Genomic DNA, 16,137 nt, shown 5'->3' on the forward strand with positions numbered 1-16,137 from the left:
GGGGGCGCGTCGCCCCCTGCCCTCATTCGGGATCGGCGCTGAAGATCAGCCGCTCATCGCAGGGCGCGACGCGCAGGATGTTGGTGGTGCCCGGCGTGTTGAAGGGCACGCCCGCGGTCACGACGATCATGTCGCGCTCGGTGGCCAGCCCCTGCTCGCGGGCGCAGCGCGCGGCGTTGACCACGGCCATCTTGAAGCGGTCGACCTCGCCGGTGACGACGCAGTTCGTGCCCCAGGTCAGGCACAGCCGTCGTGCGGTGTTGCGGATCGAGGTCAGCGCCAGGATCGGCACGCGCGGCCGCTCGCGCGCCACCAGCGAGGCGGTGGTGCCGGATTGCGAGAAGCAGCAGATCGCCTTGACGTTGGTGGTCTCGGCGATCTCGCGCGCGGCGGCGACGATGCCGTCGGCGACCGAGTTGTGCGCGACCTTGCGCGAGCTTTCGATGATCTCGCGATAGGTGCCGTCGGTCTCCACCTCGTGGGCGACGTTGTCCATCGTGGCGACCGCCTGGATCGGGTACTGGCCGGCCGCCGATTCGGCCGAGAGCATGATCGCATCGGCGCCCTCGTAGATCGCGGTGGCGACGTCCGAGACCTCGGCGCGGGTCGGCATCGGGCTCTCGATCATCGATTCGAGCATCTGCGTCGCGACGATCACCGGCTTGGCCGCGGCGCGGCAGCGGCGCACGAGGCGCTTCTGGATCGGCGGCACGTTCTGGACGGGGAGTTCGACGCCGAGATCGCCGCGCGCAACCATGATGCCGTCGGAGACCGCGAGGATCTCGTCGAAGGCCTTCACAGCGGCGGGCTTCTCGATCTTCGACAGGATCGCGGCGCGGCCCTTGCACAGGGTGCGCGCCTCTTCCACGTCGGCGGCGCGCTGCACGAAGCTCAGCGCCAGCCAGTCGACGCCCAGTTCGCAGACGAATTCGAGGTCCTTGCGGTCCTTTTCCGACAGCGCCGCCAGCGGCAGCACCACGTCGGGCACGTTCACGCCCTTGCGGTTGGAGATGGTGCCGCCGACCACGACCTCGCAATCGGCGAAGTCGGCGCCGCACTCCTTGACCTTGAGCCGGATCTTGCCGTCATTGACCAAGAGCGAGGCACCGGGCTCCAGCGCGTCGAAGATCTCCTTGTGCGGCAGCCGCACGCGGGTCGCGTCGCCCTCGGTCTCGTCGAGGTCGAGCCGGAAATCGGCCCCCTCGGCCAGTTCCTCGGCGCCGTTGGCGAAGGTGCCGACGCGCAGCTTCGGCCCCTGCAGGTCGGCGAGGATGCCGATCGGCGTGTCCAGGTCCTGCTCGACCTGGCGGATGATGGCGTGGCGGGCGCGGATCTCGTCATGCGCACCGTGGCTCATGTTCAGGCGGAACACGTCGGCCCCGGCCTCGACCAGGGCGCGGATCACCTCGTAGGTGCTCGATGCCGGCCCGAGGGTGGCCACGATTTTCACATTGCGATGACGCTTCATCAGAAGGATCCTCTCGACTGTCCCCATGGACGCGATAAGTGTTCGGTCGGGCGGCGGACAGGTCCGTTACCGCTACCAGAGCCGGTTCGGCGTCGTTATTGCGCAAAACGGCCCGCGTCACAACTGCCCGTGCGACACCCGAGCGAACGACCGTGGAGAACACCAGATTTCATGACTTCGGAAGCCTACCGCACCGTCGGCGAAGAGCGCCGCTCCCGCTGGCTCGTCACCTGCGACCATGCCAGCAACCACGTGCCCGACTGGGTCTCGGGCGGCGATCTCGGCCTGCCCGCCTCGGACATGGCGCGCCACATCGCCTGGGACGTGGGCGCTGCCGGGCTCACCGAGGCCTTGGCCGAACGGCTCGACGCGCCGGCGATCCTTTCGAAATTCTCGCGGCTGGTGATCGACCCCAACCGGGGCGAGGACGACCCGACGCTCTTGATGAAGCTCTATGACGGCTCGATCATCCCCGGCAATCGCCATGCGGGGCCCGAGGAGACCGAGGAGCGACTGGCGCGGCTGCATCGCCCCTACCATGCCGCCTATGCCGACCTCGCGGCGCGGCGCGATCACCCGGTGATCGTGGCGATCCACAGCTACACGCCGCAGCTTCGGGGCCGCCCGCCCCGGCCATGGCAGGTGGCGGTGCTGCACAGCCATCTCGATTCGCGCCTCGCGCATCCGCTGATCGCGCGGCTGCGCGACGAGGACGATCTGACGGTCGGGGACAACCAGCCCTATTCGGGTCACCTGCCCGGCGATTCCATCGACCGGCACGCGCTGTCCCACGGCCGCCCCAACGTGCTGATCGAGGTGCGCAACGACCTGATCGAGGAAGAGGCGGGCCAGATCGCCTGGGCCGACCGCTTGGCACCGATCCTGTCCGACATACTTCGCGAAACGGGACTGTAAGGAGAGCGATGATGAGCCGGATGGACGAGATCGACGAGACGACCCGCACCGAGATCGAGGCGGCGGCGTTCCGCAGGCTGCGCCAGCACCTGATGGAGGAGCGCACCGATGTGCAGAACATCGACCTGATGAATCTCGCGGGCTTCTGCCGCAATTGCCTGTCGCGCTGGATGCAGGAGGCCGCGGCCGCGCGCGGTCACGAGATGTCCAAGGACGAGGCGCGCGAGGCCTATTACGGCATGCCCTACGAGGAATGGCGCGACAAGCATCAGACCGAGGCCACCGAGGCGAGCCGCGCCGCTTTCGACGCGGCGCAGAAACACGAGGCGAGCGAAGGCTGATCCCTCAGCCGTAGCGCCGCAGCGTCTCCATCTCGATCGAGAGCCGCATCTCCAGATCGGCGAGCGCCTGCATCGCATCGCGGCGCTCGGCCTCGCCAGTCGTTTCCGCAAGACGGGTCCGTGCCTCGGCGACCTGCGCCCTGAGGGTCACCGCCTGCGGCTTGGCACCCGATTCCCGCATCAAACGATCGAGCACGGCGTCGCCGGGCGCATGCAGGTCGGGGATCGGCTTGCCGGCCCCCGGCAGGTCGTCGAAGGCGCCTTCGCGCTCGGCCTTGGCGATCACCCGGCTGATGTGGTCGATCAGGGGATGGTCCATGTCATGGCTCCCGGCTCAGATTCCGGCCTTGCGGCTTTCCTCGATATAGATCTCGCGCAGTCTTGCCGCCACCGGGCCGGGCGTGCCCTGCCCCACCGCCGCCCCGTCGATCTCAACCACCGGCATCACGAAGGTCGAGGCCGAGGTGATGAACGCCTCGTCGGCCTGCTTGGCCTCCTCGATCGAGAAGGCGCGCTCCTCGACCTTCATCTGCGCCTCGCGCGCAAAGCGCAGCACGGCGGCGCGGGTGATGCCATGCAGTATCTCGTGGCTCAGCTGGCGGGTGATGATGGTGTTTCCCTTGACGATATAGGCGTTGTTCGAGGTGCCCTCGGTGACGTGGTCGTCCTCGACCATCCAGGCGTCATCGGCGCCTGCCGCCTTGGCCATCATCTTGCCCATCGAGGGGTAGAGCAGCTGCACCGTCTTGATGTCCCGGCGGCCCCAACGAATGTCGGGGATCGAGATCACCTTGATGCCGGTCTTGGCCGCCGGGCTCTCGGCCAGTCCGGGCTTGGACTGGGTGAACAGCACCACGGTCGGTTCGGTCTCCTCGGGCGGAAACACGAAATCCCGGTCATTCGGCGCGCCACGCGTGATCTGGAGATAGATCATGCCCTCGTCGATGCCGTTGCGCGCAATCAGCTCGCGGTGAATCTCAAGGAGCGCCTCATCCTCCATCGGCTTTCGGATCTGCAGTTCGGCGAGCGAGCGCGCGAGCCGCGTCGCGTGGCCCTCGAAGTCGATCAGCTTGCCGCCGAGCACCGAAGTAACCTCGTAGACCCCATCGGCCATCAGGAAACCGCGATCAAAGACGGAAACCTTCGCCTCGTGCTCGGGCAGGTACTCCCCGTTGACATAGACGGTGCGGGTCATGGCGCTCTCCTGTTGGCTCTCATGCCCCTTCTGCCGCAAGGTGAGGCGCTGCGCCAGAGGGTCAGCCCCAGAGCGCCGGATCGGCCGGGTGCAGCCCCGCCGCGTCATGACGCATCGGCGGCTCCCGGTCGCGCGCCAAGAGCAGCGGCCCGTCCAGATCGACCAACTCCGCCCCTTGCGCCACCAGATGCGCCGGCGCCATGGCGAGCGAAGATCCGACCATGCAGCCGACCATCACCCCGTAACCCGCGGCCCGTGCCGCGTCGCGCAGGGCCAACGCCTCGGTCAGGCCGCCGGTCTTGTCGAGCTTGATGTTGGCCATGTCGTACTTGCCCATCAGCCCGGGCAGCGAGGCGCGGGCGTGGCAGCTCTCGTCGGCGCAGACCGGCACGGGCCGGTCGATGCCCGCGAGGGCGTCGTCCTCGCCCGCCGGAAGGGGCTGTTCCACCAAGGCCACGCCGAGGCGCAGCAGGTGCGGCGCGAGATCGGCATAGATCGCCGCGTTCCACCCCTCATTGGCATCGACGATGATCGTGGATTGCGCCGCGCCGCGCCGCACCGCCTCGAGCCGGGGCATGTCGTCCGGCGTGCCGAGCTTGATCTTGAGGATCGGCCGATGCGCCTCCTCGCGCGCCCGGCGCTCCATCGCCTCCGGCGCCTCGAGCGACAGGGTGTAGGCGGTGACGAGCGGCGCGGGAGGCGTCAGGCCGGCCAGCTTCCAGACCGGCACCCCTGCCCGCTTGGCCTCAAAGTCCCACAGGGCGCAGTCGACCGCGTTGCGCGCGGCGCCGGGCGGCAGCGCCTCCTGCAATGCGGCCCGGTCGATCCCCTCGGGAAGCCCCTCCACTTGCGCGCGCACGCTGGCGAGGCTTTCGCCATAGCGCGAATATGGTACGCATTCACCCCTGCCTTCATGGCCATCTCGGCAAATCCGCACGCTCAGCACCTGTGCCGCGCTGCGGCTACCACGGCTGATCGTGAAGGCGCGCGCGAGTGGAAAGCTTTCTTCGAAGACCTCGATCATGCCGCACTCCAACGCCAGGCACCGTCATCGCCCATCCGCCGCGTCGCCCGTCCCTGCGCGACCAGCGCGTTGAGATGGCCCAACGCCTCGGCGAGTGCGAGACCATAGCTGTCGCGCGTCACGGCGCGACGGAACAGCGGTGCGAAACAATCGCCGCCCGATCGCGGCACGGCGAGATGCGCCTCGAGCCGGTCGAGCGCGTCGCGATGGCCCTGTGCCATCTGAGCCAGCCGTTCGGGCAGACCGCGATAGGGCTTCTTGTGACCCGGCAGCACCAGCTGATCGGGCCGAGCGACGCGGGCCAGCCGCTCGCAGGAGGCGATCCAGTCGGTCACCGGGTCGTTCTCGGGCTCGGTCGGCTGCACGCCAAGATTCGGGCTGATGCCCGGCAGGAGCTGATCGCCGCCGATCACCAGATCGTCGCTCTCGCTCCAGAAGGTCGCGTGTTCCGGTGCGTGGCCCTCGCCCATGCGGATGGTCCAGTCGCGCCCACCCATGTGGATCGCATCGCCTTCGCGGATGCGCGTGTAGGAGAGCGGCAGCGGCGCCACCCAATCGGTGAAGTTGAAGGGCCGCTCGGTACGGCGCTGCGACAGAAGCTCGGGATCCATGCCCGCGCGCCTCCAGAACGCCACCACCTCGCGTGGCGGCAGGCTCTGCTCCTCGGCGCGCAGCATCCGCGACAGCAGGTAGCCCGTGCGCGGCATCACGAGTTCGGCCCCATTGGTCGCGAGCCATCCCGCGAGACCGACATGGTCAGGATGGTGATGCGTGACCACGACGCGGCGCAGCGGCCGCCCCCCCAGCGGGCCGGACAGTAGCGCCTCCCAGACCGTACGGATCTTCGTGGTGTCGAGGCCGGTGTCGATCACGCTCCAGCCATCGCCGTCGTCGAGCGCGTAGGCGTTCACGTGATTGAGCGCCCAAGGCAGTGGCAGCTGCATCCACAGGACGCCGGGCGCGACCTCGATCGCGGTACCGGTCTCGGGCGGTTCGGGAAAGGGAGTCTGGGCGCGCATGTCTCGTGTCATGGACATGTGATGGCGCAGCCGCGCCGTCGCGTCCAGCCGGTCAGGCCACCAGATCCTCAGCGTCCAGCGCCATGACGCAATCGGGACCGGCGCGCAGCGCCGCCAGATGTGCCGCCTGCTCGGGCAGCATCCGTTCGACGTAGAAGCTGGCGAGACGCCGGCGCCTGCCCTCTCCCGCCTGCGCCGCGCGCAGGTGGTAATGCGCGCCCAGCAGCCGCGCGAAACCGCGCAAGTAAGGCATGGCGCCCGCAAATCGCTCGGCCGGGGGGCGGCCCACCAGCCGCTCGGTCGCCTCGCGCATCGCCTCGGCCGCCTGCCAGACCGGCTCGGCCAGATCGGGGAGCGTGTCGCGGGCCGCCTCGGCACCGGTCTGGACCTCGTCGATCAGCGCGAAGGCCGCCTCGCCGCCATCCATCATCTTGCGGCCGACCAGATCCATCGCCTGGATGCCATTGGTGCCCTCGTAGATCGCTGTGATCCGGGCGTCGCGCAGGAACTGCGCCGCGCCGGTTTCCTCGATAAAGCCCATGCCGCCATGCACCTGAATCCCGAGATCGGCGACGTTGATCCCGGTTTCGGTCCCGAAAGCCTTGGCGATGGGCGTCAGCAGGGCCGCGCGGGCCTTGGCCGCCGCGTCGCCCTCGCGGCCCAGATCGATCGCCTTGGCGCAGGCCAGCGTGATCGCACGGGCGGCGAAGGTCTCGGCCCGCATCCGCGCCAGCATCGCCCGCACATCGGCGTGCTCGATGATCGTGCCGGTGCCGCCCACCTTGCCCTGCCGACGTTCCTGCGCATAGGCCAGCGCCGCCTGCATCGCGGCCTCGGCCACGCCCACGGCCTGGGAGCCGACCCCGAGCCGCGCGGTGTTCATCATCGTGAACATCGCCGCCATGCCACCATGCGCTTCGCCGACGAGCCAGCCGGTGGCGCCGTCATATTCCATCACCGCCGTGGGCGAGCCATGGATGCCGAGCTTGTGCTCGAGGCTGACGACACGCAGCGAATTGGCCTCGCCGGGCCGGCCATCGGCGTCGGGGAGGAACTTGGGGACGAGGAACAGGCTGATGCCCTTGGTGCCCTCGGCCGCATCCGGAAGGCGGGCCAGCACCATATGCACGATGTTGTCCGAGAAATCGTTGTCGGCCCAGGTGATGTAGATCTTCTGGCCGGTGATCCGGTAGGTGCCGTCGCCGTTCGGCTCGGCCTTGCTGCGCAGCGCGCCGACATCCGACCCCGCCTGCGGCTCGGTCAGGTTCATGGTGCCGCACCATTCGCCCGAGATCAGCTTGGGCAGATAGAGCGCCTGCAGATCCGGCCCCGCATGGCTTTCCAGCGCCTCGATCTCGGCTTGGGTCATCAGCGGGTTCAACTGCAGCGCCAGGCAGGCGCCGCCCATCATCTCGTTGACGCAGGTGACGAGCGCCATCGGCAGCCCCATGCCGCCATGCGCCTGGCCCGCCGCCATGCCGACCCAGCCGCCCTCGGCGATGGCCCGGTAGCCCTCCGCATAGCCGGGCGAGGTGCGCACGACGCCATTCTCGAGCCGCGCCGGTTCGAGATCGCCGGCCCGGTTCAGCGGCGCGAGGATCTCGTCGCACATGCGCCCCGCCTCGTTGAGGATCGCATCGGTGACATCGGGGGTCATTTCCGCGTGTCGCCCCGTCGCAGCCACGTCGGAAAAACCGATCACGTGCTCCAGAATAAAGCGAAAATCATCGACAGGGGCTTGATAGGGCATTGCGGGTCTCCTCCGGCGCGTGGCATTCCGGTTTCGGACGCCGTCGCCGGCACAGCGTGGTACGGCGCCCCCCGACCTCGCAAGCCCGGACGCCACGTCATGACCCGACACCTCGACCCCGACGAGACCGGCCTCAAGCGCGCCGCCGAGATGCTGCGCAGGGGCGGCCTCGTGTCGTTTCCGACCGAGACGGTCTATGGGCTGGGTGGCGACGCCACCGACGATGCCGCCGTGGCGCGGATCTTCGAAGCCAAGGGACGGCCCAGCTTCAACCCGCTGATCGTGCACCTGCCCGATGCCGAGGCGGTCGAGGCCTATTGCGTCATGGGCGACACGGCGCGACGGCTGGCCTCGACCTTCTGGCCCGGCGCGCTGACGCTGGTGCTGCCGATCCGGCCCTATGCGGGTATCTCGAAACTGGTAACCGCCGGGCTCGACACGCTCGCGGTGCGGGTGCCCGATCACCCGCTGGCGCAGGCGCTGCTGCGCGAAACCGCGCTGCCGATCGCCGCACCATCGGCCAATCCCTCCGGCCGGGTCAGCCCGACCAGCGCGAACCACGTACTGGCAGGACTGGCCGGACGAATCGAGGCGGTGCTCGACGGCGGGACCTGCGGCGTCGGGCTTGAATCGACCATCATCGACTGCACCGGCGAGGTCCCGGCGCTGCTGCGCGCCGGCGGGCTTCCGACGGAGGTGATCGAGGATTGCCTCGGCGCACCGCTGGCGCTGGGCCCGGTGGCGCCCGCCACCGCCCCCGTCTCGCCGGGGCAGCTCGTCTCGCATTACGCGCCGAAGGGTACGGTGCGGCTGAATGCCACCGAGACCGAACCGGGCGAGACCTATCTCGGCTTCGGCGCCCTTGGAGCCGACATGAACCTGTCGCGCTCGGGCGACCTTGTCGAGGCGGCGGCCAATCTCTTCGATTGCCTGCACCGGCTCGACGCGATGGGGGCGGAGCGGATTGCCGTGGCGCCGATCCCCGACCACGGGCTGGGCCGCGCGATCAACGACCGGCTGCGCCGCGCCGCGGCCCCGCGAGACTGATCACCTATCGGCGGGGCCCTTCGACCTGCTGAGTTTGGCCAAGGCAGTGATGGGTATTACCCCTCCGGTCTAGACCTTTCGAGCAGTTGAAATTTCATGGTCAGGATCGCGCTACAAGCGTAATATCGCCTCCAATATCCCCGACTCATTTTTGATCGTTTCACGAGCGCGCCATGTGGCTGCGCTTGAGGAGGCCGTGATGAAACGTCATGTCGTTCGCGGGGCGCTGATCGGCGCTGCGCTGATCTCCAGCATCGGATATGCCGAGGCAAAGAGGCGGGCCTCTCCCGCCATGGGCAACGCCATCGTCCAGCCTCCTTGGGATGCCGACGAAACTGCCGCCGGACACGCCGAACTCAGGCCCGGCGAATGGCGCCTGATCCGGCGCTGGGTCGCATCCTGCCTGGCGGAAACGCCGATCGGCGGTCGCGATGCCACCGCACTGCCCGTGGTTCTCCGGATTTCACCGGAGCGGCGCCTGACGGTGCTGCCGCAACTCGTCACGGACAGCAGGCCGCCGGGTCGCAGCAAGATGGCCATGGCCGATCTCGAGACGGTCTTGGGCAGCTGCGGGGTCGCGAGCCTCTACGAACCGCCAAACCGGGAGGCCATCGACCTCGTAATGCTGATCAACCCAGTCACCGGAGAGAGCCGGCCGCTTGAGCGGGCTGACTGAGCCCCGCCATCAGGGCGACACGAAAAGGATCAGCGCACCAACACGTATTGCCCGACGCGACCTCGGGAAAACCTGCTCCTCACCGCCGTGAGCCTGGCGCATGCGATCCGGCTGCGGCTACATCTCCGAGACGAAGGAGAACTCGTCGCCATTCTTTGCCACGCGACCGATTCCGCCCCCCGGTAGGTGGAAGCCGATCAATGGCACCTCGCGCTCGGCCAACTCCTGCAACAGGGACAGGCGAGTCCGGGCGGCCTGCTCGGGTTCCTGATCGGCGGGCATGGGCCATTCGGGGCGCGCGAGGGCCAGATGCGCGTTACCGATGGCGTCACCGGCAACGAGCGCGCGGCCACCGCCGATCTCGAAGGACATGTGCCCCGGCGTATGTCCGAAACTGGCCCGCCCGACGACGCCGGGCAGCACCTCGTCCCCGTCCTCGAACGTCTCCAGCCTATCTGCGAGCAGTTCGATCCGGCGCGCGGCCCCTGCGGCGAAGCTCTGCCGTTCGGCACCGATCGACTCCGGCGTCTCGGGATCGGTCCAGTAATCGCGCTCGATCCGACCGATGAGATGCCGCGCGTTCACGAAGAGCGGTTCGTCGAAATCGTCGATCGCCCCCCAGAGATGATCCGGGTGGCCATGGGTGAACACGACATGGGTGATGTCGTCGGGCGTGAGGTCGAGAGCGGCGAGCGCCTCGGGCAGCCGCCCCGTGCTTTGCATGAAGCCCGGACCGGCGCCCGCGTCGAACAGAACGACATCCGCACCCGAGCGCAGCAGCGTCACGTTGCAGGGCGGCTCGTACCCCCCGGCCGCGACGCCGGCCGCATCGAGGATCGCGCGCGCCTCGTCCCGCGGCAGATCGCCGATCAGGAAACTCTCGGGGAGTTGCAGATGCCCGTCGCTCAGCGTCGTGATCTGCAGATTGCCAAGATCCATCTCCGTCGCGGCCCAGGCCCGGCCGAAGGCGAGGGTGGCACCGAGCCCCGTCGCGCCACGCAACACGCTGCGTCTGGTGATCCTCATCTTCCCTCCCCGAAAAACACATTCGCATCATTGCATGCGAATCGTCGCAGCGTCGAGGGGGATCACTCGGCCATGACGAAGCCGTCGATCAACTGCCGCAGCCCGATCGCGGCGCCCAGCGCGATTGCGGCCAGCGTCACCGGGGCACTGAGCGCAAGGACCGAGAAGGCGGTGATGCCTTGGCCGATGCTGCAGCCCGCCGCCGTCACCGCGCCCCAGCCCATCAGCCCCGCGCCGAGGATCTGGCGCTTGAGTTCGCGCGGATCCTCGCAGGCTTCCCAGCGGAAATGACCTTTCCAGAGACTGCCCGCGAAGGCGCCCGCCAGCACGCCGACCACCGATCCCACGCCAAAGCTCAGCGCCGTGCCGCTCGAGGTCATGGTATAGAGCATGGTTTCGCCCAAGGGCGCCGAGAAACTGTGGGATGCGACGGGCAGCGCGTCGAACCCGGTCCGGAACAGCCAGGCGGTGCCCGCCCATCCCATGGCAATGGCCAGCCCGACCGACGCGCCGCAGAAGACCGCGCCACGGCCCAGCGCCGCGCCGCTCCGAAGCGACAGGGCGAGGATGGCCAGCCCGAAGAGCACGCCGCAGGTCCAGAGCGGCAGGCCGGTGGCCTGCGAGACCCAGTGTCCAATGCCCGGCGTCGGCCCATCGCCCGGTGCGAAGAGCGCGACCCGAAGCCCGGAGAGCGGACCGGACAGGGTCGCGTATGCCGCGAGCCCCATGACCAGCACGATCACGAAGGAGCGCATGTCGCCGCCGCCCAGCCGCGCCAGCGCGCCGTAGCCGCAATTGCCCGCCAGCGCCATGCCGTAGCCGAAGACCAGCCCGCCAAGGATCGCGCCCGGCAGGCTCCAGCCTTGGGCGAAATAGAAGCTGTCCATCGGATCGAACAGCCCCGCGGCCATCAGCCCGAAGGCCGCGATCACCGCGACGCCGATGGCGATGCCCCACATCCTGAGCCGCCCAAGGCTGCCGCCATAGAGCGCGTCCTCGATGGCGCCGAGCGTGCAGAAGCGCCCCAGCCGCGCGGCCGCACCCAGCACCGCGCCGCTGCCCATGCCGATGAGCGCGGCGACGGTCGGCTCGTCGAGCCAATCCAGCATATCGTGATCCTCCCCGCGCGCCCTCCCCGGCGCGCCTGTCAGCCCGAGCGGCAGAACAGCTCGTAGACGAGCTCCATGATCCGGCGCGGCCTGTCGTCGGTCAAGCTGTAGTAGATGATCTTTCCCTCGCGGCGCGGCGTCACCAGCCCTTCGAGCCTGAGCCGCGCAAGTTGCTGCGAGACGGCGGCCTGCCGGGCCGAGAGCAGCTGCTCGAGTTCGGTCACCGATTTCTCGCCGGTGACCAGATGGCACAGGATCATCAGCCGGCCCTCATGGCCCAGCGCCTTGAGAAAGTCCGAGGCCTCGCGCGCGTTGCGCATCATGAGGTCCATGTCGGCTTCGCTCATGTCTTCGGTGATCTTCGGCAGGGCCATCGCTGCGCTCTCCGTTTCGGCGAAGCGGCTCCGCCCGATGTCAGGCAAGAAATCTATGGCCTCGGGCCTCGTATAACAATGCGATGTGGTCATCTGGATCGGCCCTGAGGCACCAAAGTCGCGCCCGGCGTCTCGCCCAGAAGACGCGCCAAGAGACCCCAGAAGAAATCTTCGCCCGGATAGCCCTCGATCCGGCCCAGCTCGCGCCCGTCCTCGACCAGCAGGAAGGTGGGCGTGAAAACCACCTTGCCGTCGAGATCCATGCCGCTCGGCAGCTCGCCGATATCGATCCGGCGCAAGGGCGCCGCTTCGCCCTCCTCGGTCTTGGGATAGATCGGCCCGATCTCGTCGTTCCAGCGCGCGCACCAGGGGCAACCGGTCTGCTCGACCATGACAAGCTCCAGCGCCGCCGCGGCGGCACCGGACTGAAAGGCCATGAACAGGCCGAGGCAAAGGGCTGCGACGCGCGACATGCAGATCCTCGATCGGAGCTGGTACGGCGCTCGATTGACTGACCGCCACCATCCCATAATAGTATTGCAATATGATATAGGCAATCGGAGGCGGCATGTTCGAGGTCACGCTGGGCGGGGCGGTGCTGGCGGGGCTGCTGTCGTTCCTGTCTCCCTGCATCCTGCCGATGGTGCCCTTCTATCTCGGCTATCTCGCCGGGACCGGCGCCCGGCAGGCCGAGATGGGTGGCACCCCGCCCGGACGCGGCCGGACGCTGCTCTTCACCGCGCTGTTTTCCGCAGGGATCATCACCGTCTTCGTGGCGCTCGGGGCCTCGGCCTCCTTCGCCGGGCAGTTCCTGCGTGAATGGTTCGACCTGCTGCGCTGGGTCGCGGCCGGGATCATCGTACTGATGGGGCTGCATTTTCTGGGTCTGCTGCCGATCGGCCTGCTCTACCGGCAGTTTCGCCTCGACGGGGCGGCGGGACCGGCGCGTGAGATCGGCCTCGCGGGGGCCTTCGTCATGGGGCTCGCCTTCGCCTTCGGCTGGACGCCTTGCGTGGGCCCCGTGCTCGGCGTGATCCTGTTTACCGCGGGCAGCCTCCAGACCGCCGCCGAAGGCGCATGGCTGCTGCTGGCCTATGGAGTCGGCATGACTCTGCCCTTCCTGCTCGCTGCGGTCTTCGTTGCGCCCTTCACCCGCCTCATGCGCCGGTTCCGGCGCCATCTCGGCACAGTCGAGAAGCTGACCGGGGCGCTGCTCGTGGCCTTCGGACTGCTGATCGCCACCGATTCGGTGAACCTGATCGCGCAATGGATGCTCGATGAATTCCCCATCTTCAGCCGCTATGGATGACAGGAGCCCGTCATGATCCGCTTCCGCCAAGCGCTTGCGCTATTTTTCCTCTCCGCCCTGCCCGTTATGGCGGAGATGGGCGATGACGGGCTCCACAAAGCGCCCTGGATGCGCCAGACCTTTCTCGACCTGCGCGAGGATCTCGCCGAGGCGAATGCCGCCGGGCAGCGGCTGCTGCTGCTCGTGGAGCAGCGCGGCTGCATCTACTGCCGCAAGATGCACGAGGAGGTCTTCGTCCTGCCCGAGATCGCGCAGATCCTGGACGAAGACTACTTCGTGGTGCAGCTCAACATGTTCGGCGATCTCGAAGTGACCGATCTCGACGGCACCGTCCTGCCCGAAAAGGAGATGATCGCGCGCTGGGGCCTGCTCTTCACGCCGACCATGATGTTCCTGCCCGAGGAGGTGCCGCAGGAAACCACGGCGGCCGAGTCGGCGGTGGCGGTCATGCCGGGCGCGTTCGGCCCCGCGACCACCCGCAACCTGCTGCGCTGGGTGTTGGAGCATGGCTATGCGGGCGACGAGCCGTTCCAGAAATACCACGCTCGAATGCTCGAAAACCAAGCTGAATAGCGGCCTAGGCTTGCGCCGGATCGAGCCGTATTCAAGAAATTAAATATGATGTTGATTGGAACACCCGGTCCGGAGTAACGTCGCTTCGGAGGACAAAATGCCGCAGGGAGGACTTATGTCGCGACAAATCACCCTTGCCGTGGCGCTCGCGCTCATCGGCGCGGCCGCGCAGGCCGAGGTCGCGCCGCAGGAGGTGGCCTACGGCGAATACGGCGCCATCGAGACCTCCCTGAGCGGCAGCCCCGGCGACCCGAAGGCCGGTGCCGAGGTCATGGCCGATCGAGGCTTGGGCAACTGCGTCGCCTGCCACGCGGTGGGGGCACTCGAGGAGGTGCCATTCCATGGCGAGATCGGCCCCCCGCTCGACGGAGCGGCCGACCGTTGGACCGAGGCGGATCTCCGCGGGATCGTGGCAAACGCCAAGATGACCTTCCCGGAGACGATCATGCCCGCCTTTTACAAGACCGAAGGCTTCATCCGTCCCGGCGACGGCTTCACCGGCAAGGCCGGCGAGGAACCGCTGCCGCCGCTGCTTACCGCGCAGCAGGTCGAGGACGTGGTGGCCTACCTGATGACGCTGCGCGACGAGTGAGCGCGCGGCAGGAGAGGAGAGAGATGAGCTTTTCACGCAGACAGACGCTGGCCATCATGGCCGGCAGCGGCCTCTCGGTGATGCTGGGCGGGCGCATGGCGCTCGCGACGCCGACCGAGGAGCTGATCGCCGAGTTCACCGGCGGCGCAGAGATCACCGGCGAGGGGCTGACCCTCACCGCGCCCGAGATCGCCGAGAACGGCAACACCGTGCCGGTCGAGGTCGATGCCCCCGGCGCCGAGTCGATCATCCTGCTGGCCACCGGCAACCCGAACCCCGATGTGGGCGTGTTCCATTTCGGCCCGCTGGCGGGCGCGCAGATGGCCTCGACCCGGATCCGCCTCGCCGGCACGCAGGAGGTCGTCGCCATCGCCAAGATGGCCGATGGCAGCTTCGCGCGCGCGGCGCAGGAGGTGAAGGTCACCATCGGCGGCTGCGGCGGCTGAGTTCGGGACAAGGAGCAAGAGACATGGCAGAGAACGTCACCCCCCGCGTCCGCGTCCCCAAGGAAGCCGCCGCCGGAGAGGTCATCACCATCAAGACCCTGATTAGCCACCCGATGGAATCGGGACAGCGCAAGGACAAGGAGGGCAACCTCATCCCGCGCTCGATCATCAACCGCTTCACCTGCACCTTCAACGGCGAGACCGTGATCGACGTGGCGATGGAGCCCGCGATCTCGACCAACCCGTATTTCGAGTTCCAGGCCAAGGTGCCCGAGAGCGGGACCTTCACCTTCACCTGGATCGACGATGACGGGTCGACCTACGAGGACACCAAGGAGATCGCCGTCGCCTGACGGCACGAAGAGGGCAAGGGAGGAGACCTTGATGAGACAGACGCTGAGGACCGGCGCCGCATGGGCGGCGCTCGGGCTGGCCGGGTCGGCCGCCCTTGCCCCCGCCGCGACGGCGCAGGAGGCGAACCTCGTCATCAACGACGAGATCGAGATCGTGACCCGGGCGCCCGCGCCCGAGCACATGGAATACATGAGCGAGGTCGTCTCGGGCTGGGAATACCGCTCGCCCGAGACCCAGGCGCTGCAGATGGATGATTTCGAGAACCCCGGCATGATCGGCGTCGACAATGCCCGCGCCGATTTCGAAACCGCGATGGGTCCAGACGACCAGTCCTGCGCCTCGTGCCATGAAAGCCCCGAGGCGCTCGAGGGCGTGCGCGCGGTCTATCCCAAGTGGGACGAGGCCAAGGGCGAGGTGCAGACGCTGGAGATGCAGGTCAACGAATGCGTGACCGAGCGCGCCGGGGCGGAGCCTTGGGACTATACCGGCGATCGGATGACCGAGATGGTCGCGCTGATCTCCTCGGTCTCGCGCGGCATGCCCGTCAACGTGGCGATCGACGGCCCGGCCCAGGAAACCTGGGAGCAGGGCAAGGAGATCTACTACACCCGTTATGGACAGCTCGAACTCGCCTGCGCGAACTGCCACGAGGACAATTACGACAACATGATCCGGGCCGATCATCTGAGCCAGGGCCAGATCAACGGCTTTCCGACCTACCGGCTGAAGAACGGTGCGCTCAACGCGGTGCATGACCGCTTCAAGGGCTGCGTGCGCGACACCCGTGCCGAGACCTTCGCACCGGGCAGCCCGGAATTCGTGGCGCTGGAACTCTACGTCGCCTCGCGCGGTAACGGCCTCTCGGTCGAGGGCCCCTCGGTCCGCAACTGACCCTTCGCACCCCGCCCGGCTTTCGCCC

20 protein-coding genes are annotated in these 16,137 nt (G+C 68.1%); 10 read left to right on the forward strand and 10 right to left on the reverse strand.

The window, feature by feature from the left end:
• Nucleotides 1-22: 22 nt before the first annotated feature.
• Nucleotides 23-1,468, reverse strand: a complete 1,446-nt coding sequence (gene pyk / locus O4G76_RS16760) for a pyruvate kinase (protein WP_269398394.1) — start codon at nucleotides 1,466-1,468, stop codon at nucleotides 23-25.
• A 171-nt stretch (nucleotides 1,469-1,639) separates the two neighbouring features.
• Between pyk and O4G76_RS16765 the strand changes: the two genes are divergently transcribed.
• Nucleotides 1,640-2,383, forward strand: coding sequence for an N-formylglutamate amidohydrolase (locus O4G76_RS16765; protein ID WP_269398395.1), 744 nt, complete (start codon nucleotides 1,640-1,642; stop codon nucleotides 2,381-2,383).
• An 8-nt stretch (nucleotides 2,384-2,391) separates the two neighbouring features.
• Entirely contained in the window at nucleotides 2,392-2,724 is a 333-nt protein-coding gene (locus O4G76_RS16770; protein ID WP_269398396.1) for a DUF1244 domain-containing protein, read from the forward strand.
• Nucleotides 2,725-2,728: 4 nt separating this feature from the next.
• Here the strand turns inward: O4G76_RS16770 and O4G76_RS16775 are convergent, their stop codons facing one another.
• From O4G76_RS16775 to O4G76_RS16795, 5 genes are all read right to left on the reverse strand, one after another.
• The gene (locus O4G76_RS16775) at nucleotides 2,729-3,043 is read right to left on the reverse strand and encodes a DnaJ family domain-containing protein (protein ID WP_269398397.1); all 315 of its coding nucleotides are present in this window, start codon (nucleotides 3,041-3,043) and stop codon (nucleotides 2,729-2,731) included.
• A gap of 15 nt (nucleotides 3,044-3,058) precedes the next feature.
• Nucleotides 3,059-3,919: a D-amino-acid transaminase gene (locus O4G76_RS16780; RefSeq protein WP_269398398.1), complete on the reverse strand. Its 861-nt coding sequence runs from the start codon at nucleotides 3,917-3,919 to the stop codon at nucleotides 3,059-3,061.
• Nucleotides 3,920-3,980: 61 nt separating this feature from the next.
• Complete coding sequence (gene dgcA / locus O4G76_RS16785) at nucleotides 3,981-4,943, reverse strand: N-acetyl-D-Glu racemase DgcA (RefSeq protein ID WP_269398399.1); 963 nt, start codon at nucleotides 4,941-4,943, stop codon at nucleotides 3,981-3,983.
• Complete coding sequence (locus tag O4G76_RS16790; RefSeq protein WP_269398400.1) at nucleotides 4,940-5,974, reverse strand: MBL fold metallo-hydrolase; 1,035 nt, start codon at nucleotides 5,972-5,974, stop codon at nucleotides 4,940-4,942. The genes dgcA and O4G76_RS16790 overlap by 4 nt, the downstream gene beginning before the upstream one ends.
• Before the next feature lie 40 nt (nucleotides 5,975-6,014).
• Complete coding sequence (locus O4G76_RS16795; RefSeq protein WP_269398401.1) at nucleotides 6,015-7,712, reverse strand: acyl-CoA dehydrogenase; 1,698 nt, start codon at nucleotides 7,710-7,712, stop codon at nucleotides 6,015-6,017.
• 99 nt (nucleotides 7,713-7,811) lie between these two features.
• On the opposite strand from O4G76_RS16795, the gene O4G76_RS16800 reads away from it, so the two are divergent.
• Nucleotides 7,812-8,759 (forward strand): L-threonylcarbamoyladenylate synthase, encoded by a 948-nt coding sequence (locus tag O4G76_RS16800; protein ID WP_269398402.1) that lies wholly within the window; start codon nucleotides 7,812-7,814, stop codon nucleotides 8,757-8,759.
• Between the two features lie 199 nt (nucleotides 8,760-8,958).
• Nucleotides 8,959-9,435 carry a hypothetical protein gene (locus tag O4G76_RS16805; protein ID WP_269398403.1) on the forward strand — a complete coding sequence of 159 codons (477 nt, stop codon included), beginning with the start codon at nucleotides 8,959-8,961 and terminating at the stop codon, nucleotides 9,433-9,435.
• A 117-nt stretch (nucleotides 9,436-9,552) separates the two neighbouring features.
• Here O4G76_RS16805 and O4G76_RS16810 read toward each other — a convergent pair whose 3' ends face one another.
• From O4G76_RS16810 to O4G76_RS16825, 4 genes are all read right to left on the reverse strand, one after another.
• Nucleotides 9,553-10,461 carry an MBL fold metallo-hydrolase gene (locus O4G76_RS16810; RefSeq protein ID WP_269398404.1) on the reverse strand — a complete coding sequence of 303 codons (909 nt, stop codon included), beginning with the start codon at nucleotides 10,459-10,461 and terminating at the stop codon, nucleotides 9,553-9,555.
• A 62-nt stretch (nucleotides 10,462-10,523) separates the two neighbouring features.
• The gene (locus O4G76_RS16815; protein WP_269398405.1) at nucleotides 10,524-11,570 is read right to left on the reverse strand and encodes a YeeE/YedE family protein; all 1,047 of its coding nucleotides are present in this window, start codon (nucleotides 11,568-11,570) and stop codon (nucleotides 10,524-10,526) included.
• A 38-nt stretch (nucleotides 11,571-11,608) separates the two neighbouring features.
• Entirely contained in the window at nucleotides 11,609-11,944 is a 336-nt protein-coding gene (locus O4G76_RS16820; protein WP_269398406.1) for a helix-turn-helix transcriptional regulator, read from the reverse strand.
• A gap of 89 nt (nucleotides 11,945-12,033) precedes the next feature.
• Nucleotides 12,034-12,417, reverse strand: coding sequence for a thioredoxin family protein (locus tag O4G76_RS16825; protein WP_269398407.1), 384 nt, complete (start codon nucleotides 12,415-12,417; stop codon nucleotides 12,034-12,036).
• A gap of 95 nt (nucleotides 12,418-12,512) precedes the next feature.
• Here O4G76_RS16825 and O4G76_RS16830 point away from each other — a divergent pair, with 95 nt between their 5' ends.
• From O4G76_RS16830 to soxA, 6 genes are all read left to right on the forward strand, one after another.
• On the forward strand, nucleotides 12,513-13,253 hold the full coding sequence (locus O4G76_RS16830) for a cytochrome c biogenesis CcdA family protein (protein WP_269398408.1): 741 nt from the start codon (nucleotides 12,513-12,515) through the stop codon (nucleotides 13,251-13,253).
• A gap of 12 nt (nucleotides 13,254-13,265) precedes the next feature.
• Nucleotides 13,266-13,826, forward strand: coding sequence for a thioredoxin family protein (locus O4G76_RS16835; protein WP_269398409.1), 561 nt, complete (start codon nucleotides 13,266-13,268; stop codon nucleotides 13,824-13,826).
• Nucleotides 13,827-13,941: 115 nt separating this feature from the next.
• Nucleotides 13,942-14,418 carry a sulfur oxidation c-type cytochrome SoxX gene (gene soxX / locus O4G76_RS16840; protein ID WP_269398410.1) on the forward strand — a complete coding sequence of 159 codons (477 nt, stop codon included), beginning with the start codon at nucleotides 13,942-13,944 and terminating at the stop codon, nucleotides 14,416-14,418.
• A gap of 23 nt (nucleotides 14,419-14,441) precedes the next feature.
• Nucleotides 14,442-14,864 (forward strand): thiosulfate oxidation carrier protein SoxY, encoded by a 423-nt coding sequence (gene soxY / locus O4G76_RS16845; protein WP_269398411.1) that lies wholly within the window; start codon nucleotides 14,442-14,444, stop codon nucleotides 14,862-14,864.
• Between the two features lie 23 nt (nucleotides 14,865-14,887).
• Nucleotides 14,888-15,217, forward strand: a complete 330-nt coding sequence (gene soxZ, locus O4G76_RS16850; RefSeq protein WP_085897779.1) for a thiosulfate oxidation carrier complex protein SoxZ — start codon at nucleotides 14,888-14,890, stop codon at nucleotides 15,215-15,217.
• A 31-nt stretch (nucleotides 15,218-15,248) separates the two neighbouring features.
• The gene (gene soxA, locus O4G76_RS16855) at nucleotides 15,249-16,109 is read left to right on the forward strand and encodes a sulfur oxidation c-type cytochrome SoxA (RefSeq protein ID WP_269398412.1); all 861 of its coding nucleotides are present in this window, start codon (nucleotides 15,249-15,251) and stop codon (nucleotides 16,107-16,109) included.
• Nucleotides 16,110-16,137 lie beyond the last annotated feature (28 nt).

The sequence above is a fragment of the Limimaricola sp. G21655-S1 genome, assembly GCF_027213785.1.
Lineage (GTDB): Bacteria > Pseudomonadota > Alphaproteobacteria > Rhodobacterales > Rhodobacteraceae > Limimaricola.